The 24,630-nt window shown below is 32.0% G+C and carries 20 protein-coding genes and 3 tRNA genes; 13 read left to right on the plus strand and 10 right to left on the minus strand.

All coding sequences use genetic code 11. The features are described 5' to 3' along the window. Positions 1-50 precede the first annotated feature (50 nt). Together ABD715_RS09340 and ABD715_RS09345 are read left to right on the plus strand one after the other, a co-directional pair. Complete coding sequence (locus ABD715_RS09340; RefSeq protein ID WP_344787924.1) at positions 51-434, plus strand: RNA-binding S4 domain-containing protein; 384 nt, start codon at positions 51-53, stop codon at positions 432-434. A gap of 91 nt (positions 435-525) precedes the next feature. Then, entirely contained in the window at positions 526-1,029 is a 504-nt protein-coding gene (locus tag ABD715_RS09345; protein ID WP_344787926.1) for a phosphoribosyltransferase family protein, read from the plus strand. On the opposite strand, the gene ABD715_RS09350 is transcribed toward ABD715_RS09345, so the two are convergent. Further along, the gene (locus tag ABD715_RS09350) at positions 1,021-1,542 is read right to left on the minus strand and encodes a shikimate kinase (protein WP_344787927.1); all 522 of its coding nucleotides are present in this window, start codon (positions 1,540-1,542) and stop codon (positions 1,021-1,023) included. The two genes, ABD715_RS09345 and ABD715_RS09350, sit on opposite strands and share 9 nt — an antisense overlap. Before the next feature lie 141 nt (positions 1,543-1,683). Between ABD715_RS09350 and ABD715_RS09355 the strand changes: the two genes are divergently transcribed. From ABD715_RS09355 to ABD715_RS09390, 8 genes are all read left to right on the plus strand, one after another. Beyond that, a tRNA-Lys gene (locus tag ABD715_RS09355) sits at positions 1,684-1,756 on the plus strand. Positions 1,757-1,859: 103 nt separating this feature from the next. Continuing rightward, positions 1,860-1,932, plus strand: a tRNA-Lys gene (locus ABD715_RS09360). Between the two features lie 59 nt (positions 1,933-1,991). Beyond that, positions 1,992-2,077, plus strand: a tRNA-Leu gene (locus ABD715_RS09365). A 71-nt stretch (positions 2,078-2,148) separates the two neighbouring features. Beyond that, positions 2,149-3,048, plus strand: coding sequence for a MerR family transcriptional regulator (locus ABD715_RS09370; RefSeq protein ID WP_344787928.1), 900 nt, complete (start codon positions 2,149-2,151; stop codon positions 3,046-3,048). 45 nt (positions 3,049-3,093) lie between these two features. Continuing rightward, on the plus strand, positions 3,094-4,557 hold the full coding sequence (locus ABD715_RS09375) for a phytoene desaturase family protein (protein WP_344787929.1): 1,464 nt from the start codon (positions 3,094-3,096) through the stop codon (positions 4,555-4,557). 3 nt (positions 4,558-4,560) lie between these two features. After that, positions 4,561-5,400: a phytoene/squalene synthase family protein gene (locus ABD715_RS09380; protein WP_344787930.1), complete on the plus strand. Its 840-nt coding sequence runs from the start codon at positions 4,561-4,563 to the stop codon at positions 5,398-5,400. A gap of 9 nt (positions 5,401-5,409) precedes the next feature. Beyond that, positions 5,410-5,862 carry a sterol desaturase family protein gene (locus ABD715_RS09385; protein WP_344787931.1) on the plus strand — a complete coding sequence of 151 codons (453 nt, stop codon included), beginning with the start codon at positions 5,410-5,412 and terminating at the stop codon, positions 5,860-5,862. A gap of 6 nt (positions 5,863-5,868) precedes the next feature. After that, positions 5,869-7,011, plus strand: a complete 1,143-nt coding sequence (locus ABD715_RS09390; protein ID WP_344787932.1) for a lycopene cyclase family protein — start codon at positions 5,869-5,871, stop codon at positions 7,009-7,011. Between the two features lie 75 nt (positions 7,012-7,086). On the opposite strand, the gene mazG is transcribed toward ABD715_RS09390, so the two are convergent. After that, on the minus strand, positions 7,087-7,860 hold the full coding sequence (gene mazG / locus ABD715_RS09395; RefSeq protein ID WP_344787934.1) for a nucleoside triphosphate pyrophosphohydrolase: 774 nt from the start codon (positions 7,858-7,860) through the stop codon (positions 7,087-7,089). A 495-nt stretch (positions 7,861-8,355) separates the two neighbouring features. Here mazG and ABD715_RS09400 point away from each other — a divergent pair, with 495 nt between their 5' ends. Beyond that, positions 8,356-8,679 (plus strand): YtxH domain-containing protein, encoded by a 324-nt coding sequence (locus tag ABD715_RS09400; RefSeq protein ID WP_344787935.1) that lies wholly within the window; start codon positions 8,356-8,358, stop codon positions 8,677-8,679. A gap of 239 nt (positions 8,680-8,918) precedes the next feature. Here ABD715_RS09400 and ABD715_RS09405 read toward each other — a convergent pair whose 3' ends face one another. The 7 genes from ABD715_RS09405 to ABD715_RS09435 form a co-directional block, all read right to left on the minus strand. After that, the gene (locus ABD715_RS09405; RefSeq protein WP_344787936.1) at positions 8,919-11,186 is read right to left on the minus strand and encodes an aconitate hydratase; all 2,268 of its coding nucleotides are present in this window, start codon (positions 11,184-11,186) and stop codon (positions 8,919-8,921) included. A 238-nt stretch (positions 11,187-11,424) separates the two neighbouring features. Then, positions 11,425-13,500, minus strand: coding sequence for a lipocalin-like domain-containing protein (locus ABD715_RS09410; RefSeq protein WP_344787937.1), 2,076 nt, complete (start codon positions 13,498-13,500; stop codon positions 11,425-11,427). Positions 13,501-13,784: 284 nt separating this feature from the next. Next, positions 13,785-16,562, minus strand: coding sequence for a bifunctional aconitate hydratase 2/2-methylisocitrate dehydratase (locus ABD715_RS09415; RefSeq protein ID WP_344787938.1), 2,778 nt, complete (start codon positions 16,560-16,562; stop codon positions 13,785-13,787). Between the two features lie 428 nt (positions 16,563-16,990). After that, positions 16,991-17,944 carry an AAA family ATPase gene (locus tag ABD715_RS09420; RefSeq protein WP_344787940.1) on the minus strand — a complete coding sequence of 318 codons (954 nt, stop codon included), beginning with the start codon at positions 17,942-17,944 and terminating at the stop codon, positions 16,991-16,993. Between the two features lie 4 nt (positions 17,945-17,948). Then, on the minus strand, positions 17,949-19,400 hold the full coding sequence (locus tag ABD715_RS09425; protein ID WP_344787941.1) for a peptidylprolyl isomerase: 1,452 nt from the start codon (positions 19,398-19,400) through the stop codon (positions 17,949-17,951). Further along, a complete protein-coding gene (locus ABD715_RS09430) occupies positions 19,363-20,178 on the minus strand; it encodes a peptidyl-prolyl cis-trans isomerase (protein WP_344788423.1) in 816 nt (271 codons plus the stop codon). Before ABD715_RS09430 ends, ABD715_RS09425 begins: the two co-directional genes overlap by 38 nt. 37 nt (positions 20,179-20,215) lie before the next feature. Further along, positions 20,216-22,171, minus strand: coding sequence for a peptidylprolyl isomerase (locus tag ABD715_RS09435; protein ID WP_344787942.1), 1,956 nt, complete (start codon positions 22,169-22,171; stop codon positions 20,216-20,218). Between the two features lie 154 nt (positions 22,172-22,325). On the opposite strand from ABD715_RS09435, the gene ABD715_RS09440 reads away from it, so the two are divergent. After that, positions 22,326-22,568 carry a hypothetical protein gene (locus ABD715_RS09440; protein ID WP_344787943.1) on the plus strand — a complete coding sequence of 81 codons (243 nt, stop codon included), beginning with the start codon at positions 22,326-22,328 and terminating at the stop codon, positions 22,566-22,568. Between the two features lie 71 nt (positions 22,569-22,639). After that, positions 22,640-23,062, plus strand: a complete 423-nt coding sequence (locus tag ABD715_RS09445) for a hypothetical protein (protein WP_344787944.1) — start codon at positions 22,640-22,642, stop codon at positions 23,060-23,062. 80 nt (positions 23,063-23,142) lie between these two features. Here the strand turns inward: ABD715_RS09445 and guaB are convergent, their stop codons facing one another. Beyond that, positions 23,143-24,615, minus strand: coding sequence for an IMP dehydrogenase (gene guaB / locus ABD715_RS09450; protein ID WP_344787945.1), 1,473 nt, complete (start codon positions 24,613-24,615; stop codon positions 23,143-23,145). Positions 24,616-24,630: the final 15 nt, after the last annotated feature.

Genomic DNA, 24,630 nt, shown 5'->3' on the forward strand with positions numbered 1-24,630 from the left:
ATTTTAATATAATTTTGCACAAGAACATTAACGTAGTTTTACATAATTATATGCGAATAGACAAGTATTTATGGTGTGTTAGGTATTATAAAACAAGAACACTAGCTACTACAGCTTGTAAAAAAGGCCAAGTTAGAATTAATGACGAAATTGTTAAGCCCAGTCGAGATGTATATCCTCAAGACGTTGTACAATTTAGAAAAAATCAAATTAATTACAGATTAAAAGTTAACGATATACCTCCAAACAGAGTTGGCGCCAAACTTGTTGATTTATATAGGATAGATACTACGCCTAAAGAGCAATTTGAAGCTCAAGAACTTTTAAAATACTCTAAAGATTATTACAGAAAAAAAGGTGTTGGTAGACCTACTAAAAAAGACAGAAGAGATATTGATGATTTTAATGAAGAGAGTTTTTTTGAAGAAGATTAATTCTTGTATACCAATTTTATTTGCCCTTTAAAAGGTAAAATAAACAAATAAAAAAGTGTAATTTTATATTTTAAAAAAGAAAAACGGGTATATGACTGTAGCAACAAATGTTATTTTAACACACGCAGAAATTAATCATAAAATAAGACGTATTGCTTTTCAAATTTACGAAAGCAATGTTTACGAAAAAGAAGTTATTCTAGCTGGTATAGATAGTAATGGCTATGTGTTTGCTAAGAAAATTAAAGCTGTGCTTCAAAAAATATCGAACATAAACCCCGTGCTTTGTAAAGTTATTATAAACAAAAAAAATCCTTGGGAACCTATTAAAACATCTTTATCTGCAGAAGATTACTCTAATAAATCTATTGTTTTAGTAGATGATGTTTTAAATTCTGGTACTACGCTTGTTTATGGTGTTAAACACTTTTTAGGCGTACCATTAAAACAGTTTAAAACAGCGGTACTTGTAAATAGAAATCATAAAAAATACCCTGTAAAAGCAGATTTTAAGGGTATATCTTTATCTACATCGCTTCACGAACATGTAAATGTTGTTTTAGAAGGAAAAGTTTATGAGGCCACTTTAGAATAAAGTAGTAACAATTTCGTTTGCTATTTCTTTCTTCGTTTTATTATCTATATTTATTATAATCTCTGCTTTATTATAATAATAACTACGCTCAAACAGGTGTTTACCAACAAACTCTGTCATAGCCTCCTCGGTTTCTATGTGAGCAATTAAAGGGCGCGTACTTTTCTTTTTAATTAATTTTGAAACTAAAGTAGGAATAGCTCCTTTTAAGTATACACTTTTAACATTATTGGCTTCTAATATATAATCCATATTAGTGCCATAACAAGGTGTACCACCACCAAGCGATAATATTAAATTTGTATTACTTTCTATTTGATTTTTTAAATAAAGGGCTTCTTGTTTTCTAAAATAGACCTCGCCTTTCGTTTTAAATATCTCGCTTACAGACAAATGCTCCCTTTCTTCTATTAAATCATCTAAATCAACTAAATTATAATTTAATTTTTTTGCTATTTTCTTTCCTATAGACGACTTTCCTGAAGCCATATATCCAATTAACACTATAATCATTACTACCTTATAAATTGATTATGAAAAACATACGTTTACAAGCTACAAAAAAACGAAAAAAACTTAAAAAAACTATTGTTTAATTAAGAAAACATTATATATTTGCACCCGCAAACAGCAATAATGTTTGTTAACTAAATTGACCTGGTAGCTCAGTTGGTAGAGCATCTCCCTTTTAAGGAGAGGGTCCTGGGTTCGAGCCCCAGCCCGGTCACTAAAATAAAAATTAAAATCCCTAGTAACTATAAATTTATTAGGGTTTTTTAATTTAACAACCGTCTCGATTTAGTAACATTTTTACTAATATTTTAAATTAAGACCTGGTAGCTCAGTTGGTAGAGCATCTCCCTTTTAAGGAGAGGGTCCTGGGTTCGAGCCCCAGCCCGGTCACTAAAAAAAGTTAAGTTTGTCGCTTAACTTTTTTTGTTTTATACTCTTTTTTATTTTAAGCGCACGTGGCGGAATTGGTAGACGCGCTGGCTTGAGGGGCCAGTATCTGTTATAAGATGTGGAAGTTCGAATCTTCTCGTGCGCACTTTTTTATTTATCCTTCTTTTTTATTCTTATTTATTTTCCTTAATATTGTTTAACTTTTTACCATAAAAAATGAACAATATACAAGTTGATTTTAGCATTAAAGATTTAGAAAATCTAACAGGCATTAAAGCACATACTATTAGAATATGGGAAAAACGCTATAATTTATTAAGCCCAAACAGATCTGAAACTAACATTAGAAACTACAATATATTGAGTCTTCAAAAATTATTAAATATATCTTATTTAAATAATAATGGTTTTAAAATATCTAAAATTGCAAAGCTTAAAGAAAACGAAATACCTTTAAAGGTTAAAGAAATTGCATTTACATCTAAAACAGAAGACCACGCCATAAATGCATTAAAATTGGCTATGATTAATTTTGATCAGTCTCTTTTTTATAAAACCTATAACGACTTAACTAAAAACCAAAGTTTTGACGACATATTTTATAATGTTTTTATACCCGTTTTAAACGATATTGGTCTGCTTTGGCAAACAAATACAATAACGCCTGCTCACGAACATTTTTTGTCTACGCATATTAAACAAAAAATATTATTGAGCATAGAGCGCATTGAGTTCGAAGAACCAAAACCAAATTCCAAAACCTTTGTTTTATTTCTTCCAGACAACGAAATTCATGATATTGGATTACTTTTTATAAATTATCAACTTAGAAGAAAAGGATATCATACTATATTTTTAGGAGAAAGTGTACCAATGGAAAGTCTTACAGACATTGTAGGCTATTTTAACGACGTTACCTTTATTTCTTACTTTACAGTGTACCCAGAAACCAACGAGGTTTTAAATTATTTAAAACGTTTTAAAAATTTACTACTAAACAAAACTAATACTAGCTTAAATGTTTTAGGACCTAGACTAATAGACATGGAACTATCTGATTTTAAAAACAAAATAAAATCTTTTAATTCTATAAAAATACTTGTAGAGAATTTGTAAGAGAGCTTAATTTTGTTTAACTTTATAAAATATTTGTTAAACAAAATGAAAAAAACAGTAATTATAATTGGCTCGGGGTTTTCGTCATTATCCGCTGCTTGTTATCTCGCAAAATCTGGTTACAATATTAGTATTTTAGAAAAAAATGCAACTATTGGGGGCCGAGCAAGACAATTAAAACGAGATGGCTTTACTTTTGATATTGGTCCAACTTGGTATTGGATGCCTGATGTTTTCGAACGTTTTTTTTCAGATTTTAATAAAAAACCATCAGATTACTACACTTTAGAAAAGTTAAACCCTGCATACAGTGTCTACTTTAAAAAAAACGACTATATCACTATAGAAGACACATTAGATAAAATTTACAAAGCTTTTGAGAAAGAAGAACCAGGAAGTGCTAAAAAATTAAAAAAGTTTATAAATAGAGCACAAAGCAATTACGATATTGCAATTAAAGATTTAGTTTACAACCCAGGTGTATCGCCTTTAGAGCTTGTAACAAGTAAAACTGTAACTAAACTAAATGAGTTTTTTAGCAATATAAAGCGAGACGTTAGAAAAGAATTTAAAAACGAACGTTTGGTAAAAATTCTTGAATTCCCTGTGTTATTTTTAGGAGCAAAACCAAGCGACACACCATCCTTTTATAGTTTTATGAATTATGCCGATTTTGGATTGGGCACCTTTCACCCTAAAAAAGGTATGTATCAAGTAATATTAGCTTTAGAGAATTTGGCAAAAACATTAGGTGTTAAAATAAAAACAAATACGCCCGTAGAAAAAATTGTAACTAAAAACAAAAAAGCGGTTGGTGTTATTACTAATAAAGAAAAACTGCATGCCGATATTGTTTTAAGTGGAGCCGATTATCACCACACCGAAACATTACTAGAAATACCATTAAGGCAATACTCAGAAAATTATTGGAGTAAAAAAACATTTGCGCCATCATCTTTATTATTCTACGTTGGTTTCGATAAAAAAATAAAAAATGTAAATCATCACACTTTATTTTTTGATGTTGATTTCGATACTCATGCCAAAGCTATTTACGACAACCCCAAATGGCCAGAATCGCCACTATTTTATGCAAGTTTTCCTAGCAAAACAGATAACTGCGCTGCGCCAGAAAATAAAGAAGCAGGTATATTTTTAATTCCGCTTGCTCCAGGCTTAGAGGACACTCCTGAATTAAGAGCGCAATATTTCGATAAAATAATGACTCGTTTTGAATCTTTAACCTCACAAAATATAAAAAAACATGTTATATTTAAAGAGTCCTTTTGTATTAACGATTTTATAAAAGACTATAACTCGTATAAAGGAAATGCGTATGGAATGGCTAATACATTAATGCAAACTGCCTTTTTAAGACCAAAACTTAAAAGCAAAAAGGTAGAAAATCTGTTTTTTACAGGACAACTAACTGTTCCTGGCCCCGGTGTTCCTCCTGCTTTAATATCAGGAAAATTAGTTTCAGAATTAATCATTAAACAAAATAGTTAAGCCATGAAATCTCTCTTCGATACCGTTTCTTACAATTCTAGTAAAATCGTTACCAAAACATATAGTACATCGTTTTCATTAGCTACAAAAATGCTTTCAAAATCCATTAGAATGGATATTTATAACATCTACGGATTTGTGCGCTTTGCAGACGAAATAGTAGATTCTTTTCACGATTACAATAAAGAGCTTCTTTTCAATAAATTTTCTGATGATCTTGAAGATGCCTTAAAACATAAAATCAGCTTAAATCCCATATTAAACGCATTTCAACATACCTTTTATAAATATAATATTGACAAAACTTTAGTCGATGCCTTTATGAAAAGTATGCGATTAGATTTACACAAAACAGATTATCTAACAAACCAAGAATATAAAGATTACATATATGGCTCTGCAGATGTTGTTGGTTTAATGTGCTTAACCGTTTTTGTAAAAGGCGATCAAGAAAAATACAACAACCTTAAAGACAAAGCTATGGCTCTAGGCTCAGCCTTTCAGAAGGTGAATTTTTTAAGAGATTTAAAAGATGATTTCGATACGTTAAACCGAAGCTATTTTCCTAACACAGACTTAACACATTTAAACGAAGCCTCTAAACAAGATATTATAGATGATATAGAATCTGATTTTAAAAATGGATTGTTAGGTATAAAACAATTGCCTTTGGAAGCTAAGTTTGGAGTTTTTATGGCGTATAGGTATTACAGCCAATTATTAAAAAAACTAAAAAAAACACCTGCTTTACAAATTAAAGAAGCCAGAATACGAGTTTCTAATCCAAAAAAAATAGAGCTTTTAATGCGTAGTTATGTAAAATATCAATTAAATTTAATTTAATTTTAAATTATGCAAACCGCACTTTGGATACTCGTTTTTCTATCAACCTATTGTTTTATGGAGTTTATGGCGTGGTTTACCCATAAATATGTAATGCACGGTTTTTTATGGTCTTTACACAAAGATCATCATAAAAAAGATCACGATAGTTGGTTCGAGAGAAACGATGCTTTTTTTATTTTTTACGCCATAGTTAGCATTACTTTTTTTCTTTTATGGCGCTATAACGATTTATGGATTGGCCTACCTATTGGCATTGGTATTTTTGCCTATGGGCTTTCGTATTTTATAGTACACGATATATTTATTCATCAGCGTTTTAAACTATTTAGAAACGCAAATAATTGGTATGCAAAAGGTGTAAGACGTGCACACAAAATACACCACAAACATTTAGGTAAAGACAAAGGAGAATGTTTCGGGATGCTTTTTGTGCCTTTTAAATATTTTAAAAAACAATAATAGTATATGACGAAATTTCCCCATTTCGATTATATTATTATAGGAAATGGTTTAGCTGGTTTACAACTGGCTTTAAAAATGGCCTCGGACGAGTATTTTAAAAATAAAACCATTGCCCTTATCGATCCTAGCACCAAAAACAGCAACGATAAAACTTGGAGTTTTTGGGACACTTCGCATTCTAAATGGCATAACATTAGCTACAAAACATGGAGCAATGCTAAGATTTACACCTCAAGAAAAGCAATTTCATTACAGTTAGCTCCTTATCAATATTTTTCTATTCGCTCCATAGATTTTTATACTAATGCAAAATTAGAATTAGGCAAACATAAAAATTTTCACTTTATAATTGATCGAGTTACTTCTGTAACTGAAGGTAAAGTGGTAAAAGTAACAACAACAAACATAACTTATAGTTGCAAGCACGTTTTTGATAGTAGACTACCTCTCGATTTTTACAACCATAATAATAGCATTAATATAACGCAACATTTTAAAGGCATTGTTATAAAAACAGATACTAATGTTTTTGATATTGATACTTTAGTAATGATGGATTATCGCTTAAAAGATGGTAACAAAACTTCTTTTATGTATGTATTGCCTTTTGCTAAAAATAAAGCCCTTATAGAGTTTACCTACTTTACTAAAAACCTAGTAGAAGAGCACGTTTACGACACCTATATTGCAACTTATATTAAAAACTATTTAAATATTGAAACATACGATATTTTAGAGTCTGAAAAAGGTAAAATACCAATGACAACCTTCCCTTTTAATTCCTATAATACACCAAATATGACAAAAATAGGCACTGCTGGTGGCTGGGTAAAACCCTCTACAGGATATGCCTTTAAGCACTCCGAAAATAAAGCTACTCAAATTATTACTAATATAAAGGCTAACAAAATCCCTTCTTATAAATTATTTAAAAAAAGGTATAAGTTTTACGACAAAATATTCTTAAAGGTTTTACAAGACGAAAACGATAAAGGAGAATGGATATTTCAGCAATTTTATAATAAAAATAATGCAAAGACGATGTTTCGTTTTCTAGATGAAAAATCGACCCTTTTAGAAGAATTTAAAATTATGAAATCTTTGTTTTCATGGACTTTTATTAAAGCCTTTTTTAAAACACTTTAAATTAGTTAATAACAAAACATGTTTTAACAGCTAAAACCCAAAAGATAACAATTTTAAATTTTAGTATAGCTAATTTTATAATCGTTTAGCCTCTTCCCAAAACACATCCATCTCTGCAAGAGTCATGTCTTTTAAAGATTTGTTAAGGCTTTTAGCTTTTTCTTCGAGGTACAGAAAACGCTTTGTAAATTTTTTATTGGTGCGCTCTAAAGCGTTTTCTGGGTTAATATCTAAAAAACGAGCGTAGTTTACCATAGAAAATAAAACATCGCCAAATTCACTTTCCATATTATCTATGTTTTTGGCTGCTACTTCTGCTTTAAATTCGCTAAGTTCCTCCTCTACTTTTTCCCAAACTTGCTCTGGTTTTTCCCAATCGAAACCTACACCTGCTACTTTTTCTTGAATTCTGTTGGCTTTTACCAAAGCGGGTAAACTTTTAGGCACTCCTTCTAAAACGCTCTTTTTACCTTCTTTAAGTTTTAAGTTTTCCCAATTACGTTTTACATCTTCTTCATTTTCAACCTTTACATCGCCATAAATATGCGGATGCCTATGTATTAGTTTTTCGCAAATTTCGTTACATACATCAGCAATATCAAAATCGTTGGTTTCACTTCCTATTTTAGAATAAAACACAATATGCAATAACACATCGCCCAACTCTTTTTTAACCTCTTCTAAATCGTTATCTAAAATAGCATCTCCTAGCTCGTAAGTTTCCTCAATAGTTAAATGGCGTAAGGTTTCCATAGTTTGCTTTTTATCCCACGGGCATTGTGCGCGTAACTCATCCATAATGGTTAATAAGCGATCGAATGCTTTTAGTTGATTTGCTCTAGAATTCATGTATTGAAGTTTTTGTAAAAGTACAACTTTGATGTTTTAAGCGCTAAATACTGCCTCTAAAAATTCGCTTAAAAGCCTAAATAGTAGATAATACTTTTAATAAAAATATGTAAGAAAAATTAAATATATTTACGAGATAGCAGTAACACAAAACGGACGATAACCAGTTTTATTTCCATATATCCACGATAAAAGTTTTGATGTAACAAGTTATCTGCAATACCCAAATCCAATATCTGAAGACAAAGAATTTAGACTTGTAATAACAAAAGAACATTATCGGGTTCTGAATTTTAAACAAGACGAGTATCTAAAAAAAAAGAGAATAAAGTACAGTAGCCAACATGCCTATATCGCAAATAAAAACCAAGTAAAAGCTTACAAAAAATATTCCGTTTAAATTTTCCGATTATCAACAAAGATTAAACACTTTTGTAACAAAACGCCATGTTTTGCAACTAATTAATAAAAGAAGTTTAATTAAAAGAAAAAAACATGTTTATTAATAAAGGAACATTATTGTTAGGTGCATTAATTGGTGCAGGTATAGGTGTTTTGTTAGCACCAGAAAAAGGTAAGGAAACCCGAAATAAGCTAAAAAAAGAAGGCAAGATTATAAAAGACCAAATTACAGAAGATTTTAGTGAAGTAAAAGACGATGTAACAAAAGCTGCTAATTCAGGAAAAGATAAAATAAAAGAAGATATAAAAGACTTTGCATCTAGGGCAAGTTATAAAACCGAACATGCTATTTCTTTTTTAGAAAAGCAATTGGCTATTTTAAAAGAAAAGAATAAAGGTTTACAGCAATCCAGTTAAATATAACATCTCGATTTTATAAAATTATCCTATTTGAGCTGCGCCGTTTTGGAAACCTTACAGGAGAATAAAAAATGCGTTTTATACATTCGTATGAATGACTTTGTTTTAAAGACCTATCGGGTCTTTGCTTTTAATCTAAATTAAATAAAAAAACCTGCTAAATTATAAATCTAGCAGGCTTTTTAAATTTTCTAAATACATCTACAAGATATAAATCCCTGTAGGTTGTTTATAGATTATGCGTTTTGCTTTTTAATTAAATTAAGTGCAGAACCTTCGTTATACCAAGCAATTTGAGCTTCGTTATATGTGTGATTTAATTTGATGGTATCTTTAGATCCATCGGTATGCACCACTTCAAGCGTTAACTGTTTATCTGGAGCAAATTCGTTTAAATCTAAAAAGTTAAAAGTATCATCTTCTTGAATTAAATCGTAATCGGCTTCATTATCAAACGTTAAACCTAACATACCTTGTTTTTTAAGGTTTGTTTCGTGTATACGCGCAAACGATTTTACAATAACTGCTGCCACTCCTAAATGACGTGGTTGCATTGCAGCATGCTCTCTAGAAGAACCTTCTCCATAATTATGATCGCCCACAACTACAGTTTTAATACCTGCTTTTTTATACTCGCGTTGTACATCTGGTACACCACCATAATCGCCTGTTAATTGATTTTTAACAAAGTTAGTTTTCTGGTTATAAGCATTTACTGCTCCAATTAATGTATTATTTGCAATGTTATCTAGATGCCCACGGAAACGTAACCAAGGCCCTGCCATAGAGATATGATCGGTGGTACATTTACCAAAGGCTTTAATTAATAGTTTTGCACCTGTTATACTGCCTCCAAGAGGTGTAAATGGTGTTAGCAATTGCAAACGTTCTGAGTCGTCTTTAACCGAAACCTGCACATGGCTACCATCTGCTTCTGGAGCTAAATACCCATTGTCTTTTACCTCGAAGCCTTTTGGTGGTAATTCCCATCCTGTTGGCTCATCGAACATTACTTCTTCTCCGTTTTCGTTAATTAACTTATCGGTTAATGGGTTAAAATCTAAACGTCCCGCAACTGCTATAGCAGCGGTTAACTCTGGAGATGCAACAAAGGCGTGTGTGTTTGGATTTCCATCGGCACGCTTAGCAAAGTTTCTGTTAAACGAGTGTACAATACTATTTTTGGGTGCATTTTTAGGATCGCTATATCGTGCCCATTGTCCAATACATGGTCCGCAAGCATTTGTAAATATTTTAGCATCAAGATTTTCGAAAATCCCCAAGATACCATCACGTTCAGCTGTGTAACGTACCTGCTCCGATCCTGGATTTATCCCTAAATCTGCTTTTATTTTTAATCCTTTATCTAAGGCTTGTTGTGCTATGGATGATGCACGCGATAAATCTTCGTAAGATGAGTTTGTACACGAACCAATTAATCCCCATTCTACTTTTAAAGGCCACTCGTTAGCTGTTGCTTTTTCGGTCATGGCTTTACCAACTTCTGTTGATAAATCTGGTGTAAATGGTCCGTTTAATAAAGGTCCTAATTCAGATAAATTAATTTCTATTACCTGATCGAAATATTGTTCTGGGTTGGCATACACTTCTTCATCTGCAGTTAAATGTGCTTTTACTGTATTTGCAGCATCGGCAACGTCTGCTCTATCGGTAGAACGTAAATAACGCTCCATAGAGGCATCGTAACCAAAAGTAGATGTTGTTGCGCCTATTTCGGCACCCATATTACAAATGGTTCCTTTTCCTGTACAAGACATAGAAGTTGCTCCAGGTCCAAAATATTCTACAATAGCTCCAGTCCCTCCTTTTACTGTAAGAATTTCGGCTACTTTTAGTATTACATCTTTAGGTGCTGTCCAGCCTGATAATTTACCTGTTAATTTAACACCAATAAGTTTTGGAAATTTAAGTTCCCAAGCCATACCTGCCATAACATCTACTGCATCGGCTCCTCCTACTCCAATGGCTACCATTCCTAATCCACCAGCATTTACGGTGTGCGAATCGGTACCAATCATCATCCCTCCAGGGAATGCATAATTTTCTAATACAACTTGATGGATAATACCTGCTCCTGGTTTCCAGAAACCAATACCATATTTATTTGATACAGACTCTAAAAAATTAAAAACTTCGCTACTTACGTTGTTGGCGTGTTTTAAATCTTTTGCTGCACCTTCTTTTGCTTGAATTAAATGATCGCAATGTACCGTTGTTGGTACTGCAACTTTAGGTTTTCCGGCTTGCATGAATTGCAACAAGGCCATTTGCGCTGTTGCATCTTGACATGCTATACGATCTGGAGCAAAATCTACATAATCTTTTCCACGGGTGAATGCTTTTGAAGGTGTTCCATCCCAAAGGTGAGAATATAGAATTTTTTCTGAGAGTGTTAATGGTTTACCTACAATGCTGCGTGCCTTATCTACACGTTCTGCCATTTTGGTGTAAACCTCTTTAATCATATCAATATCGAATGCCATATAATTTCTTTTTTTGTTCAATTATTATTATCCTAAAGATACAAAATAAAGCATGGTTTTGAAAGTGTACACATACTTCCTTTCTGGATTTAATATTTATTTAACGACTATCAAGCTTTTTGTATGCTTTCTACAGAAATTTAGCACTATAATTATAGCTTAAAAGCTAAAACAACTTGATGCGACTTATTTTCTTTAGAAGAAAAAAGTAGAGAATAATATATATTAAACATTAGAGCTAAGGCATGTTTACTTCCTCTATAAAAACATCAAAATTATTAATTGTTTGGTTTTCTGGAATCGATATAGAATAGACAGTTCCTTCTTTGTTTTCAAAAATTCTTATAGGATAGCCTTTTATTTTTATTGTTTCGGTTTGACTTGTTTGCGTATCAAATAATATAATTTCTCGTTTTAAAAATTCTGTTTTTGTATCACTACCAAACCAATCTGGATCTATAGTAGATGCGAAGATGTATGATCCATTATTAGACAAGCCTAAAGCAAACAAATCTTCAGGCATTTCTACTTCTGATTGAAATGTTAAAGTTGAATATAATGTTCTAGCTCCATAATTTATGAGCGAATGACTTGAATCACTATAGAATGAATCATTTTTATACTTAGCGATATAACTGGAATTTAAAGACAGGTTAATCACTCTTCTGTTTTGCAAAAATCCATTATCATCAATTTTATATACAATACTTGCATTATCATATTTATGCCCCACTATAATTTCATTATCATTTACTGTAATTAATCTATAAAAATTATCTCCGTGGTGGGTTTCGTAATGAGTTTGTTTATCAATAAGTGTTAATTTATCTTCACTTCTCTGAAAAACAAATATTGAATCTGTATCAATAACTACGAAAAAGTTATTATTTGTATAAGCAAAATCAACAATTCCTGATAATTTAAATGTTTCTGCCAAATAGAACGATTCAAAAGAGAAATTCTCCTTTAATGAATTTGGATTAAGAAAGTGCAAATTATTTCGCCCATTTACAACCAACTCTCGCCCGTTTGGAAACCCCATTGGTTTTCTAAACGGAAATTCTCCAGCTACATAAACCTCGTTTTCGGTGGTTTCAAGTGAAGTTAATTTATAATTAACTCCTAAAACTGCATTTGTATTGTAAGTAGCCCAATTTGGAATTTTACTACTTCCATGCAAATAAACTATAGGTTGCTCGTTATCTACCTCTATGTGATTTAAATATATAGGGCCTATAAGATCCTTTCGTCTAAAGTTAACTTGTTGATAGTTGGTAACTTTACTAGTTCCAAAGATATTATATACATAAACTGCAAAATAGGGGTTTTCTAAATACGGAGGATCTACATTTAGATAAGTACTATTATCAATATTATAGATAGAAGTAATACTTGCTTCTTCATGAAATAGTAAGTTAGTTCCGTTTGTATTAGCATAAACTATTTCGTAATGTGAAAAGTAAGGTATCTCATCTATTTGCCATTCTAATTCAATGTTTTCTTTATTTACTGTTGGCGTGTTAAGGTTCATATTAGCCACAATAACTAACTCTTTGGGGTTTACATTTACCAAACTACTTTCGCCTACCAAACCATTATTAGAATAAACTCTTAAAAAATAGCATAAATTCTCTTGGGTTGCTGGCGGATTATAATCTATAAAAGATGTTATAGCAACCTCACTAATTTCTGTTATAAGTATGGCATTTTCTTTACTACATGTTCCTTTCTCTGACCGGTATATTTTGTAACTAACAAAGTCATCTAAACTAGTAGCAGCTTCCCAATTAAACTTTAATAATGTATTTTCACTTAAATCTCGCTTAAAAGAACTTGAAATATTGTTATTAGAAACCGGATTATATCGCCTTAAGTAAGCTTTAGAAACTTCTTGTATTCCATCATTGTTATAATCATATTTAAAATTAACAACTAACTGAGAAGAGTCATATTCAATAACAGGAAAGCTTTCATTTTCTCCATTTGTACTAGAAATATTTATTATTCCATTTTTAAAGTTCCAATTACCAGTGATAATAACAGGAACACAATCTGAATTGTTATATAATACTTCTTTATAATTCCCATCATCAGAAAAAACAATATAATCAAAGCCACACTCTACAAAATTAGGAGAAGTAACCGCATAATTATCTAAGTATTCGCCTGCATAAACGAACCATGTTCCTGCAATGTCTTCGCTTGTAACACTTGTATCAACTATAGAGGTAAACGTATCACTTTGCTCTTCTGAACACGCTAAAGCAACCAGTGCTGCTATAATGAGATAATATATTTGTTTTTTTAACATCATTAAATTTATCTTAAATAGGTAGTAAAAATAAGAACTTTAAAATTTTATTTGATAGAAACTTCGCTAAACATTGTAAACATGAAGATTAAGTTAGCCTTTGCGTTAGGGATTGTAGTGGATAGCCCACAGCCTGTGACGTAGGAAGAGCGAGGACTTGCAACGGAAAGCCCGCCCCTTGCGGTAACGCCCAAGAACATAATAAAGAGATGCTGAAACGAGTTAGGCACAAGAAAAAAATCCCGAGCCTAAGACCCGGGATTTTGAATTATTTATGTAATAATTGATTATCTAACCAATTGCTTTGTTGATGGCTTAAACTTAGTTAAGACAATACCATCGACCGCTGCTTCGTATTCTGCCAATGTAGGTGTTCTTCCTAAAATAGTAGATAATACTACGACTGGTGTTGATGATAATAATGACTCTCCTTTTTTCTCGCCTGCATCTTTTACTACACGACCTTGAAATAAACGGGTTGATGTTGCCATAACCGTATCTCCTGGTTCTGCCTTTTCTTGGTTACCCATACATAGGTTACACCCTGGACGCTCTAGGTATAGCATGTTTTCGTACTTGGTACGTGCCAATCCTTTTGGTGCGCTATCGTCAAATTCAAACCCTGAGTATTTTTGTAATACTTCCCAATCGCCTTCTTCTTTTAACTCGTCTACAATGTTGTACGTTGGAGGTGCAACTACTAGAGGCGCTTTAAATTCTACCTTACCGTGTTGTGCTTCTACGTTTTTCAACATTTGAGCTAATATTTTCATGTCTCCTTTGTGAACCATACAAGACCCTACGAAACCTAAATCTACTTTTTTGGTACCACCATAGTAAGATAACGGACGAATATTATCGTGTGTGTAACGCTTAGAAACGTCTTCGTTATTTACATCTGGATCTGCAATCATTGGTTCAGCGATTTCATCTAAATCAATAATAACTTCTGCGTAATATTTAGCGTCTGCATCTGGTCTTAAAGATGGTTTGATACCTGTTTTAAGCTCTGTAATTCTAGTTTCTGCTTTATCAACAAGACCTTTAAGCACACCTTTTGCATTGTCCATACCCTTATCGATCATGATTTGGATACGACCTTTTGCGATTTCTAAAGATTCGATTAAAGTATCGTCTTCTGAAATACAGATTGAAGCTTTCGCTTTCATTTCTGCTGTCCAGTCTGTAAATGTAAAGGCTTCATCTGAAGTTAATGTCCCGATATGTACCTCGATTACACGACCTTGGAATACGTTTTCGCCACCAAATTGTTGTAACATTTGCTGTTGTGTAGCATGTACAACATCACGGAAATCCATGTAAGATTTCATTTGTCCTTTAAAGGTTACTTTAACTGATTCTGGAATTGGCATTGAAGCCTCTCCTGTTGCTAATGCTAAGGCTACTGTTCCTGAATCTGCACCAAAAGCAACACCCTTAGACATACGTGTGTGCGAATCTCCACCAATAATGATGTCCCAATCACCAACAGTAATATCATTAAGTACTTTATGAATAACATCTGTCATTGGAAAATATTTCCCTTTAGGATCACGACCGGTAATTAATCCGAAATCGTTCATGAAGCTCATTAACCTTGGTATGTTTGCTTTAGATTTATCATCCCAAACTGATGCGGTATGACAACCTGATTGGTAGGCACCATCTACAATTGGAGAGATAACTGTTGCTGCCATCATCTCTAATTCTTGAGAGGTCATTAAACCTGTAGTATCTTGAGAACCTACAATATTTACTTCTGCACGAACGTAAGATCCTGCGTGTAATGTAGCTCCTGAAGTTCCTACTGCGTTTTTATTGAATATTTTTTCAACTGCAGTTAAGCCTTGCCCTTCGATAGAAATTTCTTTTGAAGGTGCGTAAACTGGCACCACATCGATACCTAATACTTTGCAGGCAAATGTTTGTAGTTTTTTACCAAAAACAACAGCGTAAGAACCTCCTGCTTTCATAAACTCCATTTTTTGTGGTGTAAATGCTGCAGAAATATCTTTTAACTCTTTATCTCCGTTATATAATTTTTTCTCTTTTGTATTTATTGTAAGTACTGTTCCTGTTGCTACAGAATAAGTTTCTTTTAATACTGGCTCGCCATCTTCATCACGAATAGTTTTTCCTTCTGCATCTTTTTGGATTACCCAGTTTTTTAAATCTAAACCAATACCACCTGTTACACCTACTGTTGTTAAAAAAATTGGTGCAATACCATTTGTTCCTGCAATTACCGGAGCAATATTAATAAATGGCACATATGGGCTAGAAGAAATACCTGTCCATAATGCCACGTTATTTACACCAGACATTCTAGAAGACCCTACTCCCATAGTTCCTTTTTCTGCAATTAACATAACACGCTTATCTGGATGCGCTTCTTTTAATGCTAATACTTCTTTTTGCATCTCTTTGTTATGCTCGAAAATACACTGACCGTGTAATTCTCTATCTGAACGTGAGTGCGCATCGCCACCTGGAGATAATAAATCTGTAGAAATATCTCCAACGCCAGCAATATATGTTACGACCTCTATTTCTTCTTCTATTTCTGGAAGCTTCGTAAAAAACTCTGCTTTTGCGTAGCTTTCTATAATATCTTTTGCAATTGGATTTCCTGCTTTAAAAGCTTCTTCTAAACGATCTGTATCTGCTTCGTATAAGAATACTTGTGTTTTAAGAACTTCGGCAGCTTTCTTAGAGATTTCTATATCTTTTTGATCTAGAACTAAATCAATTAAAGCCTTAACTGAAGGTCCCCCTTTCATGTGTGATAATTGCTCTAAAGCAAATTCTGGCGTAATTTCTTTAACAACTTCTTCTCCTAAAATAATTTCTTTTAAGAACTTCGCTTTTACACCAGCAGCACTTGTGGTTCCAGGTAAAACATTATAGATAAAAAAGTTTAGAGAATCTTCTCTATGGGCGTTATCTAAATCTTTAATTTGGGAAATGATTGCGCTTAACAAATCTGCGCCATCAATAGGCTTTGGATGAAGACCTAAACCTTTACGGTCTTCTATCTCCTGCATGTAATCGTTATAAATGTTCATAAAAGGATTTTTTACAATTTTAAAATGGCAAGAATAACAAGATTCTAAACCAAATAATTTATATTAAAGTTAGTTTTTTAAGTATCTACAAACTTAAAAAAATAAAAGCAAAGTTTTAAAAAGAAAACGCCTAATACAATAAGTAATTATATTAATTTATTATAGCTTCATTAATAATAAATATGACTATGTATTTAACAAAAAAACAGACCTATAATTACATAATTAGCAACAAACAAGAATGCATTATACTTATTTTATTGTTTTTTTAACAAAATACACGAAAATTACACATATTAAAAAACGTGATTTATGTAATAGATAAAATTTTTAATGCTAAGATTCTATTTAGATCAAGGATGTTAAGCAAAGTATTAAGAAAATAGTGGCTATATATTTACCCTCTAATAGCGTTGGTTTGTAGTAAATTAAAATAAACTTTTAATAATGTCTTCCTCTGAAACACCTTCGGCTTCTGCTTTGTAGTTTTTTATAATTCTATGACGCAAAATGCCAATAGCAACAGCTTGTACATCTTCTATATCTGGAGAAAACTTACCTTTAATAACCGCATGTGTTTTAGCAGCCAAAATTAAATTTTGAGACGCTCGAGGTCCTGCTCCCCAATCTAAATAATTTTTAACAAGTTCTACTGCCGATTGACTTTGAGGTCTTGTTTTACCAACCATAGCAACTGCATACTCTATAACATTATCTGTTACCGGTATGCGTCTTATTAATTGTTGAAAATCAACAATCTCTTTTGCCGAAAACAATGCGTTTACGGTTGATTTAGAATCTGTAGTAGTTGCTTTTACAACCTGAACTTCTTCTTGGTAAGTTGGATACTCTAAATTTATTGCAAACATAAACCTATCTAATTGCGCTTCTGGTAACGGATACGTTCCTTCTTGCTCTATTGGGTTTTGAGTTGCTAAAACAAAGTAAGGTAAATCTAATTTATAATTATGTCCTGCCACGGTAACAGAACGCTCTTGCATGGCCTCTAACAAAGCTGCTTGCGTTTTTGGTGGTGTTCTGTTAATTTCGTCTGCTAAAATAATGTTAGCAAAAATAGGACCTTTTATAAATTTGAAATGGCGGTCTTCGTCTAAAATTTCACTACCAAGAATATCGCTTGGCATTAAATCTGGGGTAAATTGTATACGTTTAAAATCTAAACCTAAAGCTTGAGCAATGGTGTTTACCATTAATGTTTTTGCTAAACCAGGCACACCTATAAGTAAAGAATGCCCGCCAGAAAAAATGGATATTAGAATTTGGTTTACAACTTGGTCCTGCCCAATAATAACTTTGGCAATTTCAAGTTTTAATGTTTTATATTTTTCTACAAATTGTTTTACCGCAGCAACGTCTGACATAGATTTACTTTTTTAACCAGTTACTAGCAAACTCACAGTCTCTATATTCTCCAGTAACTTTAATATATGTATCAAGAATTTTTTCTTTTTGCCATTTCTCTATAGCAATAACTTTTTTCTCGTTAAGAGCTTGTTCTTTTATCTTTAAAAAATCGCGAGCATAATCTGCTTCATGCTCATCAATTCTATCTGTAACTGTTAATATTTTAAATTTTCTCTTTTGATTTCTATCTTGATCTGCTAAAACCAAACTCACTTCACCATCTTTTAAATCTTGAATTTGAGCATATAATTCTGGATCCATCCTTGTTAATTCAAAATTATAATCTTGAGTTTCTGGATTTATAAGTTGCCCTCCATCATTACGTGTTTCTTTTTCGTCACTAGCTTCTCTTGCTGCATCAGCAAAACTAATTTCGCCATCTACAATACGTTTTCTAATTTTTTCTAATTTTTCTTGAGCTTCTCTAACAGCTGCTGTAGATACTTTAGCTCTAAGTAGAATGTGACTTACATCGTATTCTTGTCCTCTTATTTTTTGAAGGTGAATAATATGAAATCCAAAATCGGTTTCAAAAGGCTCAGACACTTCACCTTCTTGTAAAGAGAAAGCAACCTGTCTAAACTCTTTAACCATTCTAGGTTGTTTTTTATTAAGAGTATAAATGTAACCTGATTGTTTTAACCCTGGATCTTCACCATATAATATAACTTTAGATCTAAAGCTAGCTCCATTATCAACTTCTTTTTTAAATTGCTTTAAACGGTCTATTACTTTTTGTTTCTCTTCTTGAGATACTTTAGGTTCTATAACTATTTGTGCTACTTTTAATTCTGTACCAAATGTAGGACGCTCGTTTTCTGGAATTTTATTAAAAAACACACGAACTTCTTCTGGAGTAACCTCAACTTCTTCAACAATTTTAGCTTGCATTCTTTGCGCTAACATGTTACCTTTATTAATTTCGAACATTTCGTCTCTAAAACTTTGCTCGTCTTCTTTTTTATAGAATTCTAAAAGTTTTTTCATATCGCCACCAGTTTGTTGTAAAAACTGCTGTATTTGATAATCTACACTTTGACGAATTTCTGCATCTGCTACAGGAATACTATCTTGTATGGCATGGTGTGCGTACAATTTATCTTCTAACAACTTACCAAATAATTGGCAACGTTCTATATCTTTTGTATTAACACCTTGAGCTTGTAATTGTAAAAATGCTTTATCGATATCAGAATCTAAAACAATATAATCTCCAACAACAGCAGCAACACCATCTACTTTTCTAGCTCCTGTAAAATCTATAGAATCTGCTTTTTTCTCTGCCTCTTCTTTTACCTCATCTTGTATAACTTCTTGAGCTTTAACACTATTAATAGTTAATAATGATATTGCTAAAATAAATACTTGCTTCAAATTAATTGTAAATTTCAAATTGTTTATTTTTAATCGCATCTTTTGTAATATCCTTTTCTAATTCTCTAATTAGCTCTAACTTCCTTTTATTTATAACGATTTGGTCTATTGTAGATTTAACATACTCTAAAGGAGCTGTATCGTTACGCAGCAAAACATCGTTAATTTGCATCAAATATACTCCTAATGAATCTTTGAGTTGTACAAAATTAGATTTTTTTAACAGTTCATTTTTATTTTCAGAATTAATACTTGGTATTTTATCAACAACTTGCTTAACTTTTATCCAAATACTATCGTTTAAAGAATACGATTTAAACTGTATAGATATAGAATCGAGTTCTTTTTTATCCTCATCATTAAAACGTTTAAACTTTGTTTTTATAGCATCAAAATCTATCATGTTCTCGTCTACATGTATGTATCTAAACTTTAATAATTCTTCATTAAGCTTAAAAACCTCTTTATTTACGTCGTAATAGGCATTAGCCTCGGCTACAGATACTGCAGTGTCTATATTTTTTTTTACCAAAGCTTCTATATACGCCTTTGTATATAAATCGTTTTTATATTGCTTTACCAATTTATTAAATGCTTCTTGCTCGTCTTCACTTAAATTAAGCACTGCGCCACTAACAAGTAACTGCTCTGTAGCCCAATTATTAATATAATTTTGCACTAACAATGTACTGTCTTCTTTGCTAACTCCGTCGGCAACTAAAGACTCTATGTCATCAAAATACAAATAGGTATCATTAACTCTAGCCACCGGAGTACGTTCTTCTGTTTTATTAAAAAACGTACAAGACGACACCATTAAAATTAACAAAAGTGTACTTATTCTTGATTTCAAATTATTGATTTTTTATTTTTTGCTTAACCTTTGCTAAGGCTTCTTTGTTAATCTCGACTTTATACTTAGCTCTTAGTGTTTTTAACCAGTTATCTTCTTTAAAAACCTGATAATCGCTGGTTACCAAACCTTTTGCTTCTTTAAGCGTTTTTTGTTTTTTGGGTAAAACCTCCTTTACTTTTACCACTATAAAAGCATCGTTATGCTTATATATTTTAGAAATTCCTTTTTCGAATTTAAAATGATTTGGCAATGCTTGGTGGTTGGCTTCCATTTCTCCTGTTGTAAAAATAACATTAACGTCTCCGTTAGTATTTACAGTTTCTTTAATTTCTGACAACTCCTTGTTTTTGGCTAATAATTTAGATACTTTTTTTAATACATTTTGATTAGCCGAAGATGCCACTATGGCATCTACACGTTCTGGCCAAATATAGTTATCTTTATTTGTTTTATAATAATTTTGAATTCCTAACGTATCGTTTTTTGCAGAATTCCAAATGGTTGTCTCCATTAAATCGAACAATAATAAACCATCTCTATACTCGTTTACAATGTAAGCAAACTCTGTATTTTCGTTTTCTAAATTATCTTCTTGATAATTTACTAAACTTGTATTTAAAAAATTATTATATGCATTAGACACTAAATTTACAAAAGGCTCTTTATTTCTTATTCCTTTTTGATTACGTACCAAAGCATCACCAAACGCTTTATACGTAATTTGCTTATTACCTATTTTTACTAAGGGTTTATCGTTATCAAAATTATTTGGTAAACGCCACGTTCTTTTATAATAATCGTCGTTTAATATAGAAGTAAAATAAGCTAACGCTTCTGGGTTAGGCTTTACACTATACTTTACTTTTAATTTATCGTGTAAGGCATCATCTATTAATTTAGATCTTGAGTCTCGTTTTACTTTATTCTCCAACTCGCTTTTCATATCTTTAAAAGACGCAATTGGTTTTTTATCTATTAATTTTATAATGTGCCATCCAAATTTAGACTTTATAGGTTGAGATACATCTCCATTATTTTTTAAACTAAAAGCTGTGTCTTCAAATATTTTAGAACTTATTTGTCCACTAGAAAACGGTGCCATTTGTCCGCCTTTTGATGCCGAGCTTCTATCGTCTGAAAACTGTTTAGCTAAAGCCTCAAATACTTCTCCTTGGTTTAATTTTTTATAAATTTCGTTAATTCTAATCTCAGCATTATTTGCAATGGTATCTTCCTTTTTATCTACAACCATAATATGAGCAACAGTGCACTCGCCTCTAGATTTGCGTTTTTCTATTACGTTTATAATATGATATCCAAATTGGGTTCTAAACGGTTTAGAAATTTCTCCTACTGGTGTATTAAAAGCCATACTCTCGAATTTATAAACCATTTTAAAACCAGAAAAATACCCTAGGTCTTCTCCATAAATAGATTTGCCATTATGCACGCTTGTTCTTACATTTTCGAATCCTTCTTGCAGTGCTCGATTTCTTAAACTTACAATATTGTTATAAGCAACAAGTGTATCTTGCGGACTCGCATTTTCAGAGACTTTTATTAAAATATGCGATGCTTTTATATCGTAAGAAATACGCTCGTAAGCCTCTTCAATCAATGCATTGGTGACTTTAGTATCTGTTAAAAAGTTTTTTGCAAGTTGCTTTTTATAATTTTTAAGCTCTCTTAAATATGCTGGTTTTTTATCGAAACCTAGAGCTCTTGCTTCTTTTAATTTTAATTTATAATTGGTAAACAATTTTAAATACTCATCGACATCTTTTTGAGATTCGTCTTGCACCAAATCTAAATTCTTATTGTAAACACGAAGAAACTCTGATGTGTAAACAGGCTCACCTCCAACAACAAAAAGTACATCGTTATTTGTTTTTTGGGCATTTAATTGAGAAAATAGCAACACAAAAAAAAGAATAGAAAAACACTTTAATTTCATACTAATAAACTGTTATTTAAAAATGAAACGAACTACGCAAAAATACTAATATAAACCTATTATACAAGTTGCATTTACAAACGTTTCTAAACGCTATTTATTTCTTAATTTAAAGTATATTTGAAATAACCTTTTACTTTATTTATAATACGATATGAGACAGCTTAAACTTATTTGGGATTTTCGTGGTCCAGATGCTCTTAAAATTGCAGAACACCACGAAATTCATTTAAAAGAATATATACAACTTGAAAAGTTAGAATTAAATATAACAGGTTTTGAAGCTCTAACCGATGTGCATGCTATTGCTTTTTTAGTTGTTACAGAAGCCAATATGAAACCAATACGCGATGCTTTAAAACCACATCGTGGGCAAGTATACGCGATACAAGATTAACTTATTGTTAACGTTAATTTTCTCTATTACGCATAAAACTTATGCTACATTTGTTTTGCTAAAAAAAGAAAATGAAAAACATAAAACTTAAACTAATTGCTTTATTTACATTATCTATAGGCTATACAAGTTGCTCTAATGATGATGAAAACACAGAAAATAATGCTCCTACAATTTCTATTCAAAGTCCAGAATTAAATCAAACCTATATAGGATATTGGGGTGGCGCATGGCCAGATGGAGATAAAATAATAGTTAAAGCACTTGGTACCGATGAGGATAAAGTAACCAGTATGAATTTAACTGTTAAAAATGCTGACGGAACAGTTGTTTTAGATAAGACAATTAACAACACAACTAATAATGATAAAGCACTAACCATTTCTGAAAGTTTTGAACCTACAGATGCAGGAAATTACAATGTTATATTTAGTGCAACAGATATAAATGGGAATATTGAAACTTCTAAACCTCGCTTTTTTCTAGTTAAATAAAAAATAATTGAAATACAATATAAAAGCAGAAAGCACAATTTAAAAATTGTGCTTTCTGCTTTTATAAGTATAATTTAAACCTACCTAGAATAATTTGGAGATTCTTTAGTAATAGTAACATCATGCGGGTGACTTTCGTTAATACCACTTGCTGTAATTTTAACAAACTGCCCTGTTTCTTTAAGTGTTTCTACATCTTTTGCACCACAGTAGCCCATTCCTGCACGTAAACCTCCAACAAACTGATGAATACTTTCGTTTAATTCTCCTTTATAAGGTACACGACCAACAATACCTTCTGGCACTAATTTTTTAATATCATCTTCTACATCTTGGAAATAACGGTCTTTACTACCTTGTTTCATAGCCTCAACAGATCCCATACCACGATACGACTTAAATTTACGTCCTTCGTAAATAATAGTTTCTCCTGGAGACTCTTTTGTTCCTGCTAAAAGCGACCCTAGCATTACGGTATCTGCTCCTGCTGCAATGGCTTTAGGAATGTCTCCTGTGTAACGAATACCTCCATCTGCAATTACAGGAACACCTGTACCTTTAATAGCAGCAGCAACTTCTAACACTGCAGAAAACTGAGGAAAACCAACACCTGCAACAACTCTTGTTGTACAAATAGAACCAGGTCCAATTCCAACCTTTACAGCATCTGCGCCTGCTTCTACTAAATATTTAGCTGCAGCACCTGTTGCTATATTCCCCACAATAACATCTAATTCTGGGAACTTAGATTTAATTTCTTTTAAAACATTAACCACACCTTTTGTATGTCCGTGAGCTGTATCTATTACAACAGCATCAACGCCTGCGCCTACCAAAGCTTCTGCTCTATCTACTGCATCACCAGTTACTCCAATTGCTGCAGCAACACGTAAACGTCCAAACTTATCTTTATTTGCATTAGGTTTTAAAGTAAGCTTTGTAATATCTCTAAAAGTAATTAATCCAGAAAGTTTATAATTATCGTCTACTATAAGTAATTTCTCAATTTTGTGTTCTTGCAAAATTAATTCAGCATCCTTTAAAGATGTACCAACTGCAGCTGTAACTAAATCTTTGCTAGTCATTACTTCTGTTATACTTCTTGTATTATCGTGCTCGAAACGTAAATCTCTATTGGTAACAATACCTTTTAATGTACCATCTTCTGCAACAATAGGAATACCTCCAATACCATACTCTGCCATATATTGCTTTGCATCTAACACTTTGGCTGTAAGTGGTAACGTAACAGGGTCTATTATCATACCACTTTCTGCACGTTTTACTTTTCTAACTTTAAGGGCCTGAGCCTCTATAGTCATATTTTTATGAAGTACACCAATACCGCCTTCTTGTGCCATGGCAATAGCCATTTTACTTTCGGTAACCGTATCCATAGCTGCAGATACAATGGGAACGTTTATTGTAATATTTCGTGTAAATTTTGATTGAATACTAACTTCTCTTGGAAGAACTTCAGAAAAAGCTGGAACTAAAAGTACGTCGTCGTAAGTTAGACCTTCTCCTACTATTTTGTTTTGATGTGCTATCATGATGCAATTACGTTA

This window comes from Postechiella marina, from assembly GCF_039538365.1.
Lineage (GTDB): Bacteria > Bacteroidota > Bacteroidia > Flavobacteriales > Flavobacteriaceae > Postechiella > Postechiella marina.